This window comes from Actinokineospora sp. NBRC 105648 (assembly GCF_030269645.1).
Taxonomy (GTDB): Bacteria; Actinomycetota; Actinomycetes; order Mycobacteriales; family Pseudonocardiaceae; genus Actinokineospora.
The window spans coordinates 230024-250183 of the sequence record NZ_BSTR01000002.1 but is presented as its reverse complement, the minus strand read 5'-3'; the positions used below and the strand labels follow the sequence as shown (position 1 = coordinate 250183).

Annotated in this window: 18 protein-coding genes; 7 read left to right on the top strand and 11 right to left on the bottom strand. The window is 73.1% G+C overall.

The window, feature by feature from the left end; translation table 11 throughout:
- Positions 1-25 precede the first annotated feature (25 nt).
- Together QSK30_RS02385 and QSK30_RS02380 are read right to left on the bottom strand one after the other, a co-directional pair.
- Positions 26-1198: a sensor histidine kinase gene (locus tag QSK30_RS02385; RefSeq protein WP_285499125.1), complete on the bottom strand. Its 1173-nt coding sequence runs from the start codon at positions 1196-1198 to the stop codon at positions 26-28.
- Positions 1198-1914, bottom strand: coding sequence for a response regulator transcription factor (locus tag QSK30_RS02380; protein ID WP_285499124.1), 717 nt, complete (start codon positions 1912-1914; stop codon positions 1198-1200). The genes QSK30_RS02385 and QSK30_RS02380 overlap by 1 nt, the downstream gene beginning before the upstream one ends.
- A 155-nt stretch (positions 1915-2069) precedes the next feature.
- On the opposite strand from QSK30_RS02380, the gene QSK30_RS02375 reads away from it, so the two are divergent.
- Together QSK30_RS02375 and QSK30_RS02370 are read left to right on the top strand one after the other, a co-directional pair.
- Positions 2070-2777, top strand: a complete 708-nt coding sequence (locus tag QSK30_RS02375; protein WP_285499123.1) for a GAF and ANTAR domain-containing protein — start codon at positions 2070-2072, stop codon at positions 2775-2777.
- A 70-nt stretch (positions 2778-2847) separates the two neighbouring features.
- On the top strand, positions 2848-3222 hold the full coding sequence (locus QSK30_RS02370; RefSeq protein WP_285499122.1) for an FKBP-type peptidyl-prolyl cis-trans isomerase: 375 nt from the start codon (positions 2848-2850) through the stop codon (positions 3220-3222).
- A gap of 79 nt (positions 3223-3301) precedes the next feature.
- On the opposite strand, the gene QSK30_RS02365 is transcribed toward QSK30_RS02370, so the two are convergent.
- Positions 3302-4012: an alpha/beta fold hydrolase gene (locus QSK30_RS02365; RefSeq protein WP_285499120.1), complete on the bottom strand. Its 711-nt coding sequence runs from the start codon at positions 4010-4012 to the stop codon at positions 3302-3304.
- A 36-nt stretch (positions 4013-4048) separates the two neighbouring features.
- On the opposite strand from QSK30_RS02365, the gene QSK30_RS02360 reads away from it, so the two are divergent.
- Entirely contained in the window at positions 4049-5326 is a 1278-nt protein-coding gene (locus QSK30_RS02360; RefSeq protein WP_285499117.1) for a cytochrome P450, read from the top strand.
- On the opposite strand, the gene QSK30_RS02355 is transcribed toward QSK30_RS02360, so the two are convergent.
- The 5 genes from QSK30_RS02355 to QSK30_RS02335 form a co-directional block, all read right to left on the bottom strand.
- Positions 5319-6572, bottom strand: coding sequence for a diaminobutyrate--2-oxoglutarate transaminase (locus tag QSK30_RS02355; RefSeq protein ID WP_285499116.1), 1254 nt, complete (start codon positions 6570-6572; stop codon positions 5319-5321). The genes QSK30_RS02360 and QSK30_RS02355 overlap by 8 nt on opposite strands.
- An 85-nt stretch (positions 6573-6657) precedes the next feature.
- Positions 6658-7251: a hypothetical protein gene (locus QSK30_RS02350; RefSeq protein ID WP_285499115.1), complete on the bottom strand. Its 594-nt coding sequence runs from the start codon at positions 7249-7251 to the stop codon at positions 6658-6660.
- A gap of 145 nt (positions 7252-7396) precedes the next feature.
- On the bottom strand, positions 7397-8827 hold the full coding sequence (locus QSK30_RS02345) for an MFS transporter (protein WP_285499113.1): 1431 nt from the start codon (positions 8825-8827) through the stop codon (positions 7397-7399).
- Between the two features lie 41 nt (positions 8828-8868).
- Positions 8869-9906: a Gfo/Idh/MocA family oxidoreductase gene (locus QSK30_RS02340; RefSeq protein ID WP_285499111.1), complete on the bottom strand. Its 1038-nt coding sequence runs from the start codon at positions 9904-9906 to the stop codon at positions 8869-8871.
- Positions 9907-9919: 13 nt separating this feature from the next.
- Positions 9920-10957 (bottom strand): transposase domain-containing protein, encoded by a 1038-nt coding sequence (locus QSK30_RS02335; protein WP_285499109.1) that lies wholly within the window; start codon positions 10955-10957, stop codon positions 9920-9922.
- A gap of 254 nt (positions 10958-11211) precedes the next feature.
- Here QSK30_RS02335 and QSK30_RS02330 point away from each other — a divergent pair, with 254 nt between their 5' ends.
- Complete coding sequence (locus QSK30_RS02330; RefSeq protein ID WP_285499107.1) at positions 11212-11601, top strand: SSI family serine proteinase inhibitor; 390 nt, start codon at positions 11212-11214, stop codon at positions 11599-11601.
- 372 nt (positions 11602-11973) lie between these two features.
- Complete coding sequence (locus tag QSK30_RS02325) at positions 11974-13257, top strand: nitric oxide synthase oxygenase (RefSeq protein WP_285499106.1); 1284 nt, start codon at positions 11974-11976, stop codon at positions 13255-13257.
- On the opposite strand, the gene QSK30_RS02320 is transcribed toward QSK30_RS02325, so the two are convergent.
- Positions 13230-15161 (bottom strand): beta-propeller domain-containing protein, encoded by a 1932-nt coding sequence (locus tag QSK30_RS02320; protein ID WP_285499105.1) that lies wholly within the window; start codon positions 15159-15161, stop codon positions 13230-13232. The two genes, QSK30_RS02325 and QSK30_RS02320, sit on opposite strands and share 28 nt — an antisense overlap.
- A 144-nt stretch (positions 15162-15305) precedes the next feature.
- Between QSK30_RS02320 and QSK30_RS02315 the strand changes: the two genes are divergently transcribed.
- Entirely contained in the window at positions 15306-15890 is a 585-nt protein-coding gene (locus QSK30_RS02315) for a DNA-binding protein (protein WP_285499103.1), read from the top strand.
- A gap of 40 nt (positions 15891-15930) precedes the next feature.
- The gene (locus QSK30_RS02310; protein WP_285499101.1) at positions 15931-16584 is read left to right on the top strand and encodes an RES family NAD+ phosphorylase; all 654 of its coding nucleotides are present in this window, start codon (positions 15931-15933) and stop codon (positions 16582-16584) included.
- A 355-nt stretch (positions 16585-16939) separates the two neighbouring features.
- Here the strand turns inward: QSK30_RS02310 and QSK30_RS02305 are convergent, their stop codons facing one another.
- Together QSK30_RS02305 and QSK30_RS02300 are read right to left on the bottom strand one after the other, a co-directional pair.
- Complete coding sequence (locus tag QSK30_RS02305; RefSeq protein ID WP_285499099.1) at positions 16940-18874, bottom strand: S9 family peptidase; 1935 nt, start codon at positions 18872-18874, stop codon at positions 16940-16942.
- Positions 18875-19005: 131 nt separating this feature from the next.
- The gene (locus QSK30_RS02300; RefSeq protein ID WP_285499098.1) at positions 19006-20040 is read right to left on the bottom strand and encodes a TerC family protein; all 1035 of its coding nucleotides are present in this window, start codon (positions 20038-20040) and stop codon (positions 19006-19008) included.
- Positions 20041-20160: the final 120 nt, after the last annotated feature.

Genomic DNA, 20160 nt, shown 5'->3' with positions numbered 1-20160 from the left:
GTGTGGACCGGCACGGTGGATGGTGTCAGCCCAGCGGGATCCGCACGTCGAACCGGGCCCCGGTGCCCGGACCGGCGCTGTGCGCGGTCACCGTGCCGCCGTGCAGGGCGACCACCCCGCGCACGACCAGCAGTCCCAGCCCGAGCCCGCCGACATCGCGTGCACCCGGCTGCGCCGCCCGGGTGAACGCGTCGAACAGTGATTCGGCCAGGGCGGGGTCGAAGCCGAAGCCGTTGTCGCGCACGGTAAGTAGCGCCGACTCTTCTTCAGTCTTAAGAGTGACCGCGATCGTGGCGTCCGCTGGGCTGTACTTGACCGCGTTGACCACCAGGTTGCTGAGCACCTGGTCCAGCCGCACCCGGTCCCCGACGACGGTGACCGGCTCGTCGGGCAGGTCGAGCACCACCCGCCGCGCGCCCACCCGGACCGCGGCCACGCAGGCCCGCGCGACCTCCCGCAGGTCCAGCCGCCGCTGGTCGACCCGCAGCCTGCCCACCGCCATCCGGCCCGCGTCGAGCAGGTCGTCGGCCATCCGGCCCAGGGTGTCGAGCTGGCGCTCGACCACGGCCAGCGCCGGGTGCCCGGGCGCGTCGAGCCCGAGCACCTCGGCCGCCGCGCGCAGGGCGGCCAGCGGGTTGCGCAGCTCGTGCGAGAGGGCCGCGACGAACCGGTCCTTGGCCTCCTGCTGCGCGCGCAGCGCGGCGCTCGTCTCCGCCAGCCGGTCGTTGGCGACCTTGAGCTCGCGGGCGCGGACGAACAGGTCGACCTCCATCCGCTCCAGCCGCTCGGCCAGCTCGGTGCCGCGGCCGGTGACCAGGTCGGTCACGTCCTCGACCCGGTGCAGGATGTAGGCGATCCGCCCGTCGGGACCGATCAGCGGGCTGTTCACCGGGCTCCAGTGCCGCTCCTCGTACCCGCCGTCCGCGCCGACGGCGATGTCGTAGCGCTGCAGCGGCATGGTGTCCGGCCTGCCGGTGTCGAGCACCGCGCGCAGCGAACGGCGCAGGTTCCGCACGCCGTCGGCGGTCTCGTCGTCCGGGTTGTCCGGGAACGCGGTGAAGATGTGCTCGCCCACCAGCGCCGCCCGCTCGGTGCCGGTCGCCGCCAGGTAGGCCGGGTTGACCTCGACGATCACCAGGTCCGGGTCGAGCACCAGGTAGGGCGAGGGCGAGGAGGCGAACAGCAGCCCGAAGTCCATCACGAGTCCAGCCGGTAGCCGAAGCCGCGCACGGTGGTGATCCTGGGCTCGGTCACCCCGGCGGCGACCAGCTTGCGGCGGATCCGGTACACGTGCTCGTCCACCGTGGTCGCCGCCTGCCAGCGCGAGGACGAGCCCCACACGTGGTCGAGCAGCTGCTCGCGGGAGAAGGTCTGCCCGGGGGCCGCGGCCAGGAACTCGACCAGCCCGTACTCGCGCGGGGTCAGCGCGATCGGCGTGCCCGCGCGGCGCACCTCGCGGGCGCTGGTGTCGACCACCAGCCCGCCCACCCGGATGGCCGTGGCCGCGGCGGGCGCGGGCCGGGACCGGCGCAGCACGGCCCGGACGCGGGCCGCGAGCTCGCGCTGGGAGTAGGGCTTGACCAGGTAGTCGTCGGCGCCGAGCTCGAGGCCGACCACCCGGTCGGCCTCCTCGCCCCGGCCGGTCACCACGATCACCGGGACCGGGTTCTCCCGGGCGCGCAGGCCGCGCAGCAGGTCGAGGCCGTTGCCGTCGGGCAGGCCGAGGTCGAGCACGACCAGATCGATCCCGCCCGCCTCGACCAGTCGGAGACCGGTGCGGGTGTCGGCGGCGGGCCGCACCTCGAACCCGTCCCGGGTGAGGTAGGTGGTGGCCATCTCGGCCAGGTCCGGCTCGTCCTCGACCAGCGCGACGACCGGTCGGGTGGCGGGCGGCGGGGGGCTGTCGGGTTCCATCTCCAGCCTCGTTGAGCGAACGTTGATCCGGCGAGGACGGCGCGGCCAAGGCAGGACGGTATCACTGGGTGAACACAGACCGCAGTGGTCGGGTGACCGCCGATCGGGGACCCGAAAGACTCTCACAGCACGCTCTCACAGCAAGGCAGACCGACATGGCGACGCGCGCTCCGCTGGCCGAGGCACTCATCGAGCTCTCCGACACCCTGGCCCCGGGTTTCGACCTGGTGACCCACCTGCGGGCGCTGGCCGCGCACTGCGTCGGGCTCACGGGCGCCGACGCGGCGGGCGTGCTGCTCGCCGACACCGACGGCACGCTGCGCACCCTGGCCGCGGGGCCGGACGAGCCGGGCCTGGCCGAGCTGTTCGACGCGCAGGCCGAGGACGGTCCGGGCGTGGAGGCGTTCGCGACCGCGGCGCTGGCGCACGGTCCACTCGAGCGCCGGTCCGCGTTCGGCGCGGCCGCGGCGAGGGCCGGTTTCCAGCTGGTGCACGGCATCCCGATGCGGCTACGCGGTGTCAGCATCGGCGCCCTCTGCCTCTACCGGACGAGTGACCAGCCGTTCACGGTGGACGAACTGGACTCCGTGCGCGCGCTGGCCGACGTGGCCGCGGTGGGGATCAGCACCGAGCGCGCGGTGCGCGAGGGGCGACAGCGCGCGGAGCAGCTGCAGTCCGCATTGGACAGCCGGGTGGTGATCGAGCAGGCGAAGGGCGTGCTGGCCGAGCGCAAGGGCATCGAGCCCACCGAGTCCTTCCAGGAGCTGCGCAGGCTGGCCCGCAACCACAACCTCAAGATCGGCCAGGTCGCCGAGGAGGTGGTGCGCAGCGCGCTGCCCGCCAGGCTGACCGCGCGGGGCTGACCTCGGCGCGCAGGGCGGAGGGGTCCAAGAGAGGATGACTCGGACTGATCCGTCAGCAGAGGAGTCACACATGGCTTTGCAGAAGCCCGAGGTCGACCCGATCGAGGGTGCCGCGCCCGCCGACCTGGTGGTCGAGGACATCACCGTCGGCGACGGCCCGGAGGCCACCCCCGGTCAGCTGGTGACCGTGCACTACGTCGGTGTCGCCCACTCCACCGGCGAGGAGTTCGACGCCTCGTGGAACCGCGGCGACACCTTCGCCTTCCCGCTCGGCGGCGGCCGCGTCATCGCGGGCTGGGACCGCGGCGTCGCGGGCATGCGCGTGGGCGGGCGCCGCAAGCTGGTCATCCCGCCGCACCTGGGCTACGGCGACCGCGGCGCGGGCGGCGCCATCAAGCCCGGCGAGACGCTGATCTTCGTGGTCGACCTGCTCGGCGTCGGCTGAGCCACGCCCCATGGCTCGGTCGGGCGGCGGATCTCCCCGCCCGACCGAGCGGCGGCACACCCGCCGCCAGTAGTTCCGGTCAGCGCACGGCGTCGAGCAGCCGATCCAGCAGGGGAAGCAGGGCGGTCGGATCCTCCACATGCGCGTTGTGCCCGAGTCCCGGCAGCACCAGCGGTTCCGGTGTCAGCACGCGCAACTGGTCGGCGGGTGACATCGGGTCCAGCTCCCCCGCCGCCAGCACCACCGGACACCTGGCCGCGGCCAGCAGTCCCACCAGGTCCGGCCGTCCGACGCCGAAGGCCCCCGGGTCGACCGTCGCGCGCCAACCAGCCTCGGTCTCCACCACCGCGCCAGCGGGTAGGCCCGCGAGCTTGCCCGCCCAGGCGCGCGCCTCCTCCGCCGTGCCGAACACCTTCGCGGGCTTGGCGGCCAAGCTGCCCGCTCGCGCCAGGTCCTCCGGGGTCCAGCTGACCTTCACCCCCAGTGCCGCGGCCGCGACGACCTGACCGCCGAACCAGCCGGACGCGAGGGCCAGCGCCAGCACGCCGCCGAGGGAGTGGCCCAGGACCGCGACCGGGCGGCCGGGGTCGAGGTCCTCGGCGACCCGGGCGGCGAGGCCGCCGAAGGTGTAGCGGGGCAGCGGCGCGGCGCCGCCGTGGCCGGGCAGGTCCGGGGCCAGCCACGGCCCGGGCCAGTGCCGGTCCAGCTCGGGGCCTAGGCCCGCCCACACGTCCGTGCCGCCCGCCAGGCCGTGCAGCAGCACCAGGGTCGGGGTGTCAGGTTCGCTCACGGGGCCCGATCCTGCCGCACCGGCACAATGGCGGCCATGGGCACCGACGCCGCGCCGATCCTCGACCCGGACACCTACCTGAGCGGTGTCCCGCACGGGCTGCTCGCCCGGCTGCGCGCCGAGTCGGCCGTGCGGTGGGTGGACGAGCCGGGCGGTCCGGGCTTCTGGGCGGTGCTGCGGCACGCCGAGACCCGGCGGGTGTTGCGCACCCCCGGGGTCTTCTCGTCCTGGCTGGGCGCCACCCAGATCCGCGACCCCGCGCCGGAGGCGTTGGCCTACACCCGCAAGATGATGCTCAACCAGGACCCGCCCGACCACTCCCGGCTGCGCGGCCTGCTGACCAAGGCGTTCACCCCGCGGGCGCTGGCCGCGATCGGCGAGCGGATCAAGGGCTGGGCGCGGGAGCTGGTGGGCGGTCTGCGCGGCGAGTTCGACTTCGCCAAGGAGACCGCGGACCTCCCGCTGCTGACGCTGGCCGAGGTGTTCGGCGTGCCGGCGGCTGACCGGTGGCTGATGTTCGACTGGAGCAACCGGGTCATCGGCTTCCAGGACGCCGAGTACGCCGCCAGCGCGGTGGCCGGGCCGGACGTCACCGACCTCGCCCGCGCCGCGCTGGCGCTGCGGCCGACCCCGGACGCCGCGGGCGCGATGCCCGATCCGCGCACCCGGGCGGGCATGCCCGACCTCTACGCCTACGCCCACGGCCTCGGCGAGCTCAAGCGGCGCGCCCCGGGCACCGACGTGATGAGCACCCTGATGTCGCATGTGGACGATGTGGGCGGCCGGGTGTCGATCGAGGAGTTCGAGAACCTGTTCTGGCTGTTCTCCGTGGCGGGCAACGAGACCCTGCGCAACGGCATCCCCGGTGGTTTGGTGGCCCTCATGTCCTATCCGGACACCTACCGAGCGCTCAAGGCCGATCGGTCATTGCTGCCCGGGGCGGTCGAGGAGATGCTGCGGTGGTGGACGCCGGTCATGCACTTCCGCCGAACGGCCACTGTGGACACCGAGCTGGCGGGCACCCGGATCGACGCGGGCGACAAGGTCGTCGTCTGGTTCTCCTCGGCCAACCGCGACGAGCGCGCTTTCGCCGAGCCCGACGCCTTCGACGTGACCCGCGCGCCCAACGACCACCTGTCCTTCGGCCACGGCCCGCACTTCTGCCTCGGCGCGCATCTCGCCCGCGTGCAGCTGCGCGCGGTCATGAACGCCGTGCTCGACCTGCCCGGCTTGCTGGTCCCGGCGGGCGAGCCCGCGCGGCTGCGGTCGAACTTCCAGAACGGGCTCAAGCGGCTGCCGGTCCGGCTCAGCTGAGCGCGGCCAGCAGGATCGTCAACCCGCGGTCCAGGTCGTCCGGTTCGATCGTCAGCGGCGGCGTCACCTTGACGACCCCACCCGTCCGCCCGCAGGTCTCGACGATCAGCCCGTGGTCGAAGCAGTACCGCTGCACGGCGTCGGCCCGGTCCGGCCCGACCTCGACACCGAGCACCATCCCGGTCCCGCGAACCGGTGTCCCGGTAGCGGCCACCTGCCGCCCGAACCGGCTGAGCCGGTCGGCGTTGCGCGCGAGCCGGTCGAGGAACTCGTTGTCCCGCCACAGTTCCAGTGCCGCCGCACCCGCGACGAACGCGAGCTGGTTGCCGCGGAAGGTGCCGGTGTGCTCACCGGGAGACCACACGTCGAGGTCCGGTCGGATAAGCACGACCGAGATCGGCAGTCCGGCACCGCCGAGCGACTTGGACAGGGTGATCAGGTCCGGCACGATCCCGGCGGCCTCGAAGCCGAAGAACCGGCCGGTGCGACCACAGCCCGCCTGGATCTCATCGCAGATCAGCACGATGCCGCGCGCGGCGGTCAGCTCCCGCAGGTCGCGCAGCCACCGCGCGGGCGCGGGGTGGACGCCGCCGTCCATCTGCACCGACTCGACGATCACCGCGGCGGGCAACGGAAGCCCGCTGCTCGGGTCGTCGAGCTGGCGGGCGAGGAGCGCCACCGAGTCGAACTCGCCGGCCGGACCGTCCGCGTAGGGCAGGAAGACCGTGTCGTGCGGACCCACTCCCCCGGCGCGGCTCCCGGTCACCGCGAGGGATCCGCGCGACATCCCGTGGAAGCCGCCGGAGAACGCCACGACGGTGCGCCGCCCGGTGGCCTTGCGCGCGAGCTTGAGCGCGGCCTCCACCGCGTCGGTCCCGGTCGGACCGCAGAACTGGACCCGGTGGTCGAGCCCGCGCGGGGCGAGCACGACCTCGCGCAGCACCCGGAGGAACTCGCGTTTCGCCGCGGTGTGCAGGTCGAGCCCGTGCAGCAGCCCACCCGAGGTGAGGTAGTCGACCAGCCGGGCGATGATCCGCGGGTCGTTGTGCCCGTAGTTGAGCGCACCCGCGCCGCAGAAGAAGTCGAGGAACTCTCGGCCGTCCTCGGCGCACAGCGTGCTGCCGCGGGCGGTGGTGAACACCGCGGGGAACCGGCGGCAGTACAGCCGGACCGCGGACTCGAGCTCGTCGAACACGGCGGTGTCGCCGGACCGGGCTGGGTCGGCGACGAACGGGGCCAGCGTCATGGCGCGGAACGTACCGCAACAGTCACACGGAGCTACTGAGGGTCTCCTAAGACAGCGGCGACACCGCTGTCTTAGGAGAGCCCGGTCAGCAGCCGCCGCAGTTGTAGAAGGTCACGTCCCAGTGGTTGCTCTCCAGGTAGTAGATGTTGCCGCTGCCCGACCGCCACTGGTTGCCGCCGATGGCGGTGAAGGTGCCCTTGATGTAGTTGGTCAGGCAGCTGCTCAGCGCGAAGTCGAACTTGTAGCCGTTGTAGTGGCTGTAGGTGCCGTCGGCGTGGCCGACCTCGGTGCCGCCGGTGATGTTCAGCGCGCAGCCGGTCGCGCTCTTGAGCGTCTGGGCACCCTGCACGGTGGTCAGGTTGACCTGGGAGAACGAGGTGCAGTTGGACCGGGATCGATCAGTGCAACCGCCACTGGAGGACCAGGTGATGTTCGACGACCGTAACCGCGCGGCGGCGTCGGCCTGGGACAGCTTGGTCACCAGCGCGGACGCCGGGGCGACTGCCGGGGCATCCGCCGGGGCGATCACAGTGGCGACCGGGTCGTTCTCGCCCGCACCGGTCGCGGCGGAGGCGGTCGTGGCACCGAACAGGGCGCAGGTCACCGCCGCCGTCGCGACGACGGCCGTGCGGACAAGGGCTGTGCGGACAAGGGCAGAACGGACGAGGCCAGAGCGCATGGCTGCGTGCCTTTCGCGGGGGACTGGGGTGCACAGGGGTGTGATCGTCTGTTTCCAGCGAGTAGCGTAAGCATCAACTCACGCGATAGACCAGTGGTTAGACGGATATTTCCCACCATGCATGTCCCGGTCAGGCATGTCCCGGTCAGCCCACCGGAGCCGCCTCCCGGTCGATCTCCCGCTGCCGGTCGGCCCGCCAGTCGCGCACCGCGAGCAGCAACGCGACCAAGATCAGCCCGACCGCGGCGAACAGCGCCACCGCCAGCGCGCGCTGGTACTGCGCGGAACCGGCGAGCACCGCGTGGAAGATCGTCGCCAGGGTGGCCGTGCCGACCGCGGTGCCGATCCGCTGCCCGGTCTGCAGCACCCCGCCCGCCACCCCGGCCATCCGGTTCGGCACGCAGGACAGCGTCAGCGTCGTGTTCGGCGAGATCACCGCGCCGCCGCCGACCCCGGCCACCGCCATCGGCAACGCCATCCACAGCCCGACCGACGGCCCGTCGACGAACAGCCCCACCACCGCGACCCCGGCCAGCCCGACCGCGACGAGCACCAACCCGGCCACGGTGACCGCCCGCCCGAAGCGGGCCACCAGCCTGCCCGCGACCACCGCGGCGATGGCCCCGCCGATCGCGAACGGCGTGACCGCGAGCCCGGACTGCAGCGGCGTGTAGCCGAGCCCGGACTGGAAGAACAGCGCGAAGACGAGCCAGATCCCGGTGAACCCGCAGAAGTAGGCCATCCCGATGCCGATCCCGGCCACGAACCCGGGGACCTCGGAGAACAGGCGCACGTCCAGCAGCGGCGCCCGCCCGCCCGCGGTGGTCCGGTGCTCCCAGCGGACGAACAGCAGCCCCAGTGCCACCGCGACCGGGAACAGCCACCACAGCGCGGCCAGGTCGTCGGCCTCCACCAGGGGGAACAGCAGCGCGAACACGGCGGCGCCGAGCAGCAGCGCGCCCACCACATCGATGTCGGGCCGGGACCGGGTCTCCGCCTTGGGCAGCAGCCGCGCGGCGAGGAACAGCGCGACCAGCCCGACGGGCAGGTTGACGTAGAACACCCAGCGCCAGCCCTCGGGATCGCCGAACAGCGCGAGGATCACCCCGCCCGCCACCGGGCCGACCGCGGTCGAGATGCCGACCGTCGCGCCGAACACGCCGAACGCCCGGCCGCGTTCGGCGCCGCGGAACATGTCCTGGATCAGCCCGGAGTTCTGCGGGGTGAGCAGGCCGCCGGTGATCCCCTGCAGCAGCCGGGCCGCGATGAGCAGGCTCAGGTTCGGCGCCGCGCCCGCCAGGGCGCTGGTGAGCACGAACCCGGTGAGCGCGATGAGGAACATCCGCCTGCGGCCGAGCGCGTCACCGAGCCTGCCGCCCGCGACCAGCGAGAGCCCGAAGGTCAGCGCGTACCCGGAGATCACCCACTGGATGGCGCTGGGCCCGGCGCCCAGGTCGGCCTGGATCGAGGGCAGCGCGACGTTGACGATGCTGACGTCGAGCAGGGTCATGAACCCCGCCGCCTGGGTCACCGCGAGCGCTCGCCAGCGGCGCGGGTCGGGAGCGGGTTCAGTCACCCTGTGGTCCTACCCCGATCGGGGCCTCGCCGCACGACCAGTCAGAGCGAGACCGGCGACTTCTCGGCCGACGAGCGCAGCGCGGCCTCGATGGTGTCGACAAGATCCACCGTCTGGCCGAGCGGGACCGGTGGCGGTCCGTCACCGCGCAGGCAGGCGCCGACCGCCCGGTAGTAGCCGAGGTAGTCGCCGTCTTGGGTGGGCACCGTCTCGGTACCGGCGGCGGTGACGAGCTGTCCCCATTGCGCCGGGGGGTACACGCCGAAGCCCGGCTCGTCCGGCCGGACCCCCGCGCGGGAGGCCGCCTCCTGCGGGTCGAGCCCCCAGCACCGGTAGCCCGCGGTGGGGCCGGTGACGAGCAGGCGCGGGGCGGCGGGCGCGGTCAGCTTGCTGGCCCGCAGGTACGAGCGGACTCCACCGGTGTGGGTGAGCAGCACGGTCGCGTCCTCGTCGCGGGGGCCGGTCAGCTCGGCGGTGACGGTGCTCGGCCTGCCGAACAGCGCGATGGCCTGGTCGACGACGTGGCTGCCCAGGTCGTAGAGCACGCTCGCCAGGTCGGCCGGGTCTGTGCTGCCCTTCCAGCCCGACTTCACCGGACCCGCCGCGCGCTCGAAGCGGGACTCGAACCGGGTGACCTCGCCGAGCGCGCCGCCCTCGACCAGTTCGCGCGCGGTGCGGAAGTCGCCGTCCCAGCGGCGGTTCTGGAAGGCGGTGAGCATCTTCCCCGCGCGGTCGGCCGCCTCGACCAGCTCCCGGACCTCCCGCCCGGTCCCGGCGACCGGCTTGTCCACGACCACCGCGAGGCCCGCGGCCAGCGCGGCCTTCGCCTGCGGCACGTGGTGCCGGTTCGGGGTCGCGATCACCGCGAGGTCGAACTCACCCGCGCGCCGCCACAGCTCCTCCGCGGCACCGAGCACCTCGACACCGGGGTAGCGCTCGGTGGCCGCCGCGGCCCGCTCCGGGTTGCCGGTGACCACCGCGGTGAGCCGAAGACCCGGGGTCGCGGCGATGAACGGAGCGTGAAAGGCACTGCCCGCCAGGCCGAACCCGACGACCGCCACCCTGCTCTCGACCGCCACGCACCCTCCTCGGCTAGCGGGATTCGCCCCGGTGCGAGCTCCGACCGGCGCGTTCGATCGCTTCCTTACCACGCCACGGCTGCACGGCTTGGTACACGCACAGCATCGCCCACAGCTCCTGTGCGACGCCATGCGGATCCTGCGAGCGCAGCGCGACCGGCCCCACCTCGAGCGACTCGAACAGCGACTCGAACCGCCAGCGGCCCCGGTGCAGCGCGGCCAGCTCGGCCGCGGGCGCCTGGTCCGGGTCGAGCAGCGTGGTCACCAGTACCGCCTCGGCGCCCGGTACCACTCGCACGGCCAGCGAGCCGGCGAGCGGACCGTCCTCGGGCAGCAGCCGGGACAGGAACGAGCCGTCGGGCAGCACGTGCAGCCGCGGCAGCGCCGCGGGCTGGCGGACCCGCCAGAGCAGCTCCGCGCCGCGGTCGGCCGCCGCGCGCCACAGGTCGAGCTCGCCGCCCGAGCGGTGGGCCACCAGCAGCGTGCCCGGGCGGACCGAGTCGAGCACGCCGGTGGCGAGCCCGGCGCGGTGCGCGCCGACGGCCACGTCGAGCAGCGACCCGGTGTCCTGCCCGGCGAGCACCGACACGCCGACCCGCGGGTCGGCGAACGCGGCCAGGTTGGCGGCGGTGTCCGGGATGTCCACCGCGCCGCCGTCGAGGGTGCACACCCGCAGCCCGCGCCAGCGCGCCGCCTCGGCCCGGTCGGCCGCGGCCCGGCGCAGGAACAGCCTGCGCATCACCTCCGGGCCCAGCCGCTTGCGGGCCTTGGTGATCGACCCGGTGCTCGGCGCCGACCGGGTGCCGGTGGCTACCCCGGCCCAGTGCATGCCCGCGGTCAGCCGGGCCAGGACCGCGTCGTAGCCCGCGCTGCCGAAGAGCCATAACGCCAGGGTGAAGTAGACCATTGTGCGCGCGGGCAGGGCGCGCGAGCGCTGCTCGCGAGCGCCCGCGTCATCGATGGCGGCGTCGACCTCGTCCGGCGGGAAGGCCCTGATCAGCATCCCGATCGCCACCCGGTCGGACAAACGGTCCCGCGACGCCTTCGTCACGCGTGTAATTCCGCCCACAGAAAGGACCCCTCACCCGATGTCAACTTAAGGAAGTAGCGCCTTGTCGATCATGCCGACTAGCGCGGCGACATGAATAGCATCGGGGCCGGGCCGGGCGCCAGAGGCCCCGGACCGCGAGACAATTGCCGAAGACCTAGGCTCGCAAATGGCCCGCCCGCCAACCGCGGGCCCGCCAGGTTTTCACCTACACCCATTCGGCGGGTAAAGAAGCCGTCGAGAAGGAGTGATCCGAGATGTCGGCAAAGACCCTCGCCGTCGCGGGCGCGCTCGCCGCGGCCACCGCGCTGCTCCCGGCCGGGACCGCGGCGGCGCAGATCGCGCCCGTGCACGCGGTGCTCTACCTCACCGTCCACACCGCCACCGGCCACCGCGACGCGACCCTGGAGTGCGCGCCGGACCTGGGCTCGCACCCGGACCCGACGGGCGCCTGCGCGCGGCTGTCGCAGGTGAACGGCAACTTCTCCGCGCTCAACGTCAACCCGGACGCGTTCTGCACCCTGGAGTACGACCCGGTGGTGGTGACCGCGCACGGCCGCTGGGGCAGCCGGTTCGTCTGGTACGCCAAGCGGTTCAGCAATCCGTGCGCGCTGCGCGCCCAGACCGGGGCCGTGTTCGCGCTCTGATCCCGCCGCCGGACCGCGCGCACCCGGCCCGGCATTGTCGGCGGCGGACCGATGAGTAGTTCACTGCTCCTTCCGCCCAGCGTTACCGACACCATTCACCTCATCGGGTGTCACGACATCGAATGACACGACTGAATTCGCGTAACTGAATATCCCAGTTTTTCAGACAGTGATTAGCACCACTCCAGGCGGGCCGAATGCTCTTACCATGCCCGGTTCGGCGGCGTGCGCCAGGCAACGGACGCATTGCGGCCACGCCGTCGGGCCGGCCCCCGATTCCCCGGTGACAGTTCCGCCTTACCCCATTCGTGCAGTGCCCCGATCGAGTGAGAGTTGGTGGCGACAGACTGGGCCGCCGGTAGGTTCCCCCGGGTGACCGGTGAGATGTGGACGCTCCCCCGCCAGTTCGACGGCTCGACCGGCCCCGCCGCGGGGCGGGTGGGCGCCGGGCCGGGGACGGCGGACCCGGACGAGGCGGTGGCGTTCCTGGAGCTCTTCCACGCCGAGAACCCCGACGCCGGGCCCGCGCGCACGCGGATCTCCTGGGTGCTCGCCGAGATCGAGCTGACCGGCACCTACCAGCACACCAGCGCCGAGCTGGCCTTCGGCGCCCGGGCGGCCTGGCGCAACAGCGCCCGCTGCATCGGCCGGCTCTACTGGCGCGGCCTGCGCGTGCGCGACATGCGCGCGGTGCGCGGCGCCGAGGAGGTGGCCGCGCAGTGCGCCCGGCACCTGCGGCTGGCCACCAACGGCGGCCGGGTCCGGTCGATGATCACCGTGTTCGCCCCGGACGCGCCGGGGCGGCCCGGGCCGCGGATCTGGAACGAGCAGCTGATCCGGTACGCGGGCTACCGCGACCCGCTCGGCGACCCGCGCTACGCCGACTTCACCGAGGCGGTCCAGGGGCTGGGCTGGCGACCGCCGGCCACCCGCTCGGCCTTCGACGTGCTCCCGCTGGTGGTGTCCACACCGGACGAGCCCGCCCGGCTGTTCCCGCTGCCGCCGGACGCGGTGGCCGAGGTGGCGCTGACCCACCCCGACCACCCGTGGTTCGCCGAGCTGGGACTGCGCTGGCACGCGGTCCCGGTGATCAGCTCGATGCGGCTCTCGATCGGCGGGGTCAGCTACCCGGCCGCGCCGTTCAACGGCTGGTACATGGGCACCGAGATCGGCGCCCGCAACCTCGCCGACGCCGACCGCTACAACCTGCTGCCGGAGGTGGCGCGGCGGCTCGGCCTGGACACCTCCCGGGCGGCCACGCTCTGGCGCGACCGGGCGCTGGTCGAGCTGAACGTGGCCGTGCTGCACTCCTACGCCGAGGCCGGGGTGACGATCAGCGACCACCACACCGAGTCGGACCGGTTCCTCGCCCACGTGGCGAAGGAGGCCAGGGCGGGCAGGCGCTGCCCGGCCGACTGGAGCTGGATCGTGCCGCCGCTCTCCGGCGGCATCACCCCGGTGTTCCACCGCTACTACGACACCGAGCACCTGCGCCCGGAGTTCGTCACCGACGACGACGCGGTGCGCGCCGCGCTGCACGGCACGCCGTTCCCCACGACCGGGTCAGGCGCGGTGCCCGGCCCGCGGCTGTGGTCCTACCTGCGCGAGACCCTCGTGCCCGCGGCCCGTCAGCCGAACGGCAGCCACGCGAGCTGAGCCGCGGTGTCCAGGTCGGAGGCCAGCAGCCCGTTGCCCGACACCGTCCACAGCGCACCCGCGGCGACCAGCGACCGCTGCACCCGAGGGTTGGCGTGGCCGGTGGGCGGGTGCGCGACCCGACCCACCTCGACCAGCTGGTCGCCCGCGATCCGCAGCACCAGCGCCGAACCGGCGCCGCCGCGCTCGACCGACGACCGCAGGGGCAGCACCACCAGCCCGCGCTCCGGCCAGAACAGGAAGGCGTGCGGGTCGAACTCGGCCGCCGAGGAGGTCCCGGGCAGCTGGAACTGGGCGACCCGCCGCGCGGCGGGCGAGGTGGTGTCGAACAGCGAGACCTGGGTGCCGGTCGCCCGGCCCCGCTCGGTCGCCTCCTGGCCGACGCCCAGCAGCCTGCCCTCGGCGACCGGGTGCAGGTAGGCGGAGTAGCCGGTGATCTTGAGCTCACCGGTGACCCTCGGGTGCGCCGGGTCGCCCAGGTCCAGGGTGTAGAGCGGGTCGGTGCGCCGGAAGGTCACCAGGTAGGCGGTGTCGCCGACGTAGCGGACGGAGTGGATCCGCTCGCCCCGGCCCAGCCCGCCGACGGTGCCGATGACGACCAGGTCGGCGCCCCGCCGCTCGAGCACGCTGACCGCGCTCTCGCTGCCGGGGGTGCGGTCGCAGCAGCGGGCCGGGTCCTCGGTCGTGGTCGCGACCCGCAGCGCGCCCTCGTGCTCGGACAGCGAGTACTGGTTGAGCAGCGAGCCGTCGACCGAGCCGGACGCGGTGTAGACCGGCTTGCCCGAACGGGTGATGTCGAACTGGTGGATCTCGGTGCGCGCGGTGTCCGGCGCGGGCTTGCGCCGCCCGAACGAGGGCAGGATCCCGGAGCGGGACCACTGGTCGTCGGCCACGTAGAGGCTGGTGGCGGTGCCGTAGACGGTGTCGCCGTCGGCGGCGACGGCGAGCGGGTCGCCCTGGCCGAGCGGCGCGCGCAGGTCCAGGGACAGCACGGTGAGCAGCGAGGTGCCGGTGTAGTCGGCGGGTCTGCGCACGTCCGCGCAGTCGACCAGCCGCCCGGAGTCGTGCTCGCCGTCGGCGTCGAGCCGGAAGCCGGGCAGCCACCGGTCGATGCCCGCCTGGTTGATCACCTCGCGGTTGCGCCGGAGCGCCTCGGCGGTGTCGTCGCCGCCGGTGGGGTGGGTGAACTCCAGCCGCGGCCGGGACCGGAGCACGATCCGGGCGACCGTCCCGACCTGGCGGCCGTCGAGGTATCCGCCGTCGACGGCCAGCGTGCCGACGACCCGGGCACCGCCGGTGAGGTCCACATGGACCAGGGTGGTGCTCGGGACGTCACCGGCGCCCGAGGTGCGGACCATGACCAGCGCGCGGTCGTCCTCGAGCAGCAGCGCGGCGGGTTCCCCGGCGGGGAGCGCCAGGGTGGCGGTGAGCGCCCGGGTGACCGTGTCGACGACGCGCAGGTTGCCGTCGATGACCGTGACGATGCGCCTGCCGTCGGTCTTGACCAGGTCGGGCTCGTCGGCCGCGGTCTCGTGGTTGTTGGTCGTGGAGTGCCCCTGGTCGGGGGCGGCGGAGCGCTCGGCGACCCCCGGGGCGCCCGCCGAGTCCTGCGCGGGCGCGGGCATCGCGTCCATCGGCACCGGTTCGCCGTCGAGGCCCCAGGCGCTCACCCGGTCCAGGGCCGCGCGGCGCAGGTCGGCCAGCGCCGCGTCGCACGAGTCGTAGCCGACCAGGCGGACCGGGCCGCCGGAGATCCCCGTCGTCACCGTGGTCCCCGGCGTCTCCGGCATCGCCGCCCCATCGGTCCGGCCGACCCAGTACGCGCCCCCGACCACCAGGGCACCGATCACCGCGGTGGCCGTGGCCACCCACCCGCGGGACAGCCCGCGTCTCGCACCGCTCATACCTGGATGGACGTACCGGTGGCGGCCGGGCGTTGCACTAGGCTGAAACCACTGTCGGTGTTTGACTGTGAGCGGTACGTGTTGATCTAGGTGAGTTCTCCCACAAAGGCGCACGAACCCGCACAGGCGGGATACTCTAGGCGAATGACAGTCGCGCTGGAGCACGTGCTCGCCAAGGCAGGCCTGAGAATCAGCCCGGTCGAGTTCCTGGAGCTGGTCGAGGAGGCCGCGCGGCGGCTCTCCCCGGCCAACCCGGACCCGGCCGACTACTTCTCCACCGACCAGCGCGACGCGCTGACCGAGGTGGGCCTGGACCTGACCCCGCGCCGCGGCGAGGAGGTCGACTCGCGCGCCCGCGCGGTCGCCGCCCAGGCCGTGCTGCGCGACTCGGCCCTGACGGTGTCCGACGCCGCGCACGCGGTCGGCGTCGACACCAGCCGGATCCGGCACCGGCTGGCCGCGGGCAGGCTCGCGGGCTGGAAGGACCGCGGCGGCTGGCGGCTGCCCGCCTGGCAGTTCGCGCCCTCGGGGGTGCTGCCCGGGCTGGAGGTCGTGCTCGCCGCGGTGCCCGAGGACCAACCCCCGCTGGTGGTGGCGGCGTTCATGACCACCCCGCAGGCCGAGCTGCGCGTCGACGACGAACCCGCCACCCCCCGGCAGTGGCTGCTCGCGGGCGGCTCCCCCACCCGGGTCGCGACGCTGGCCGAGGTGCTCGGCACCCCCGCCTGAGCGCACCCCCGCCCGATCCGACGACTGGACCCCACCCCGCATGTCACGGCTCCCCCAGCCGCCTGCCCCCGACGAGCTCAAGCCGCTGCTGCGCGCCGACGAGGACGTGGTGGCGCTGCACGGCGGCACGCACCTGGTGCGCGTCTTCGCGGCCGCGGGCGCGCACCGGCAGCGCTGGAACTCCTTCCGCTACACCGGACCGCTGCCGCACGCCCGGTTCGACCCGCACCCGCTGGGCGCCGACGGCGGCCCGGCCACCGCGCCCGGGCACGGCACCCTCTACTTCGGACTGAGCGTGCGCACCAGCATCGCCGAGGTGTTCCAGCAGACGTCGGTGGTCGACCGCACCACCCGCAAACCGCACCTGGTGGTCTTCCGGCCGCGCCGGACGCTGCGCCTGCTCGACCTCGGTGGCCTGTGGCCGACCAGGGCGGGCGCCTCGCAGGAGATCAACAGCGGCACCAAGTCGGTCACCCAGGCCTGGGCCAGGGCGATCCGCCAGGCCCACCCGGAACTCGACGGGGTGTGGTACCGGTCCTCGATGGACAGTGGCGAACCGGCGGTGTGCCTGTGGGACCCGCCGGGCAGCGGCGCGCTGCCGCGCAGCCCGGACGTGCTGCTGCCGCTGGACTACCCCGGTCTGGACCTCCCGCTCGCCCGGGTCTGCGACGAGCTCAACTACACCCTGCTCTAGGGCCGGTGTCGAAGTCGATCAGAGCCATTCGTCGATCGCGGCGACACGCACGGTGGCTTCGTAGCGCACAGCGGGCTTGTCGTGGCGGGTGGCCACCGCCCGGTGGCGCTTGAGCCGGTCGATGCCACGTTCCACGGCGTGGCGCTGCTTGCAGGTCTCGGGTCGAAGGCCGGTGGACGACCGCCCTTCGACCCCTTGGCCACGTCTTTTATGCCAGTACCCAAGCGGGTGATGTCACCCGACGAGCGGAGCGCGGTGGGCGCGCCTCCCGGTTCGCAGCCGGTGGGCGAACGCCCTCGCCCACCGGCTGCGAACGGCCCGAGGTCCTACGCCGCCCCCGGGCCGCACCTGTGTGTCACAGGTGCCGCGACCACCACCGCAGCACAGCGTCGAAGCGCTGCTTGCGGTGGCGTGGCTTCCCCGACCGGCTCAGCTCGTGCCCCTCGCCGGGGAAGAGCAGCAGCTCGGCGGGCGTCCCGTTGCGGCGCAGGGCGACGTACATCCGCTGCGCCTGCTCGACCGGGCACCGCCAGTCGTGCTCGGAGTGCACGACGGCGAACGGGATGGTGATCTTGTCCGCGTGCGTCAGCGGGCTCCTGGCCGACCACTCCGCCGGATCGGGACCGCAGTAGTTCTCGGCGAACCACCAGCCGATGTCCGAGGTGCCGACGAAGGAGTCCCAGGCGTTGACCGCGCGCTCGCTCCAGGCGGCCACGAACCGCGAGCCGTGGTGGGCGGCCAGCCAGCCGGTCATCCAGCCGCCGTAGGAACCGCCCATGACGCCCACCCGCGCGGGGTCGACGTCCGGGCGCTCGAGCACCGCGTCGAGCACCGAGAGCACGTCGTCGACGTCGACGGTGCCCATCGCGCCGATGACCGCGCGGCCGTGCGACTCGCCGTAGCCCGCCGAGCCGCGCGGGTTCGGCAGCACGACCGCGTACCCGGCGGCGGCGTAGACCTGCGCCTCGTCGAACAGGCCCCAGCCGTAGTACATGAACGGGCCGCCGTGCACCGACAGCAGCACCGGGTGCGGGCCCTCGCCCTCGGGCAGCACCAGCCAGCCGTGCGTGGCGTAGCCGTCCGGCGCGGTGGCCTTGATCTCGTGCACCGGCCGCAGCCTGGGCCGCAGCTCGGCGGAGAAGTCGGTGAGCCGCCGGGTGGTCTCGTCCTCGACCAGCTCGACCTCGCCCGCGGTGTCCCAGGTGGACACCGTGCACACCACCCGGTCGCCGTCGGCGGCGAAGCCCTTGACCATCCCCTGCGCGCCCGCCAGCAGCGCGAGCTCGGACAGCGTGGCGCCGTCGGCCGCCAGCGGCACCCGGCGCAGCTCGATCGCGCCGCGGTTGCGCACGGCGACCAGCAGGCCGTCGGTGGTCTGGACCGGCCGCCCGGAGGTGGGCTCGATGTCGACGGTCTCGGCGTCGGTCAGCCTGCGCGGGGTGCCGGGGGTGCCGTCCAGTGCCAGCGGGACGGTCCACAGCCCGACGTTGCGCGCCACGCAATGGATTCCGGGGAACGCGTCGCCCAGGTAGGCCACGGTGCCGTCGTCGAGCACGACCGGGCGCTCGACCGTCCCCTCGCTGCGGACCACCAGGACGGGGTCACCGCCCGCGGCGGGCACGGCGTAGACGTCGGTGTTGAGCGACTCCTCGACGCCCCAGCCGCGCTTGGCGCTCACCACGACGTGCTCGCCCGAGGGCGTCCACGCGGGGCCCGCGGGCTCGGCCAGGCCCTCGGTCAGTTGACGCGGCTGCGCGCCGGGCTGTGCACTGTCCACGACGAACAGCTGGGGTGGACGGTCGTGCAGGAAGCCGATGTCGTCGAACCGGTACTCCAGACGGGTGATCCAGCGCGGTTCCTCCGCTGCTGCGTCCGGCGCATCGCCCTCCGGCGTCCGGGTGCCGTAGCGGCCCGGCTCGGGAACCCGCGCCACGAAAGCGATCCGCCGCGAGTCCGGGGCCCACACCGGCGCGCCCACGCCGAGCGGCAGGGCGGCGACCTCGCGCGCCTCGCCGCCGTTCACCGGGATCACGAAAAGCCGCGGGGCCGAGGAGGCGTCGACGCAGCGCAGAAAGGCGACCTGACTCCCGTCGGGTGAGATCGCGGGGGCGAAATCGCGGTAGCCGCGGGTGAACTCGACCACATCGGAACCGGCCGGACCGACCCGGCGCAGGCCGCCGCGGTAGGCGTTCCCGGCCAGGTCGGGAGCGGCGAGACCGACCAGTAGCAGGTCTGCGTGGAGGGCGGGCGCGCCGGGCGCCGCCAGCAGTTCGATGTCCTCTGGGCGCACGCGTCGAACGGTACCCGACGTTTAGCAAACCTCAGGACCGTCGATTATTACCACTCGTCCACAGAAAAGCGGGCACCGATTATCGGTGCCCGCTTTTCCATGCGTGATCGCGCATTGGCTAATGCAACGGGTCAGCGCCCGTGCTCGACCGGTTCACCCGACTCGAGCGGCTCGTCGACCACCGACGGGCCCTCGGCGGCGGCGTCCCGCTTGGACTTGAGCAGGCTGGCGATGGTGGTGATGGCCAGTACGCCGACGATCACGGTGAGCGAGACGACGATGTTGGGCACCCAGACGCCGAAGGGCTCACCGCCGTTGAGGAACGAGAGCGCGTTGGTGTGCAGCGCCTCCAGGATCAGCTTGACGCCGATGAAGGCCAGGATGACCGCCAGGCCGACCGAGAGGTACACCAGCCTCCTGAGCAGCCCGCCGAGCAGGAAGTAGAGCTGGCGCAGCCCCATCAGGGCGAAGGCGTTGGCCGAGAAGACCAGGAACGGCTCCTTGGTCAGGCCGAAGATCGCCGGGATCGAGTCCACAGCGAACAGCAGGTCCGCGGTGCCGATCGCGATCATCACGATGAACATCGGGGTGACGAACCGCTTGCCGTCGATCCGGACGAACGAGTTGGCGCCGTGGTAGGTGTCGGTGACCGGGAAGACCTTGCGGGCGACCCTGGTCAGCGCGTTCTCCTCGTACTCCTCGTCCTCGCCCAGGCCCTGCCGGGACAGGTTCCAGGCGGTGTAGATGAGGAAGAGGCCGAACAGGTAGAAGACCCAGCTGAACTTGGCGATCGCCACCGCGCCGACGGCGATGAACGCCCCGCGCATGACCAGCGCCAGCACGATGCCGATCAGCAGCACCTTGTGCTGGTGGATCTTGGGCACCGAGAACGCGGACATGATGATCAGGAAGATGAACAGGTTGTCGACCGAGAGCGAGTACTCGGTGATGTAGCCGGCGAAGAACTCACCCGCGTAGGTCCCGCCGGAGAACGCCCAGATCGCACCGCCGAAGACGACCGCGCAGCCGATGTAGAAGGCCACCCAGCGGCCCGCCTCGCCGACGGTGACCTCGTGCGGCTTGCGGTCCACGATGAACAGATCGATCGCGAGCAGCGCGATCAGTCCGCCGATCGTGGCGAACCAGACCCAGGCGGGGACAACCATTGATCAGACCTCCGGTGTACGGACAAGCGCCGACGACCGGAGGTCTCTTCCGCCGGGCTGCGCTCGGCCACCGGCCCCGGGACCCGGGGGTCCGTGCTGACGACACCGGTGCGAAGGAAT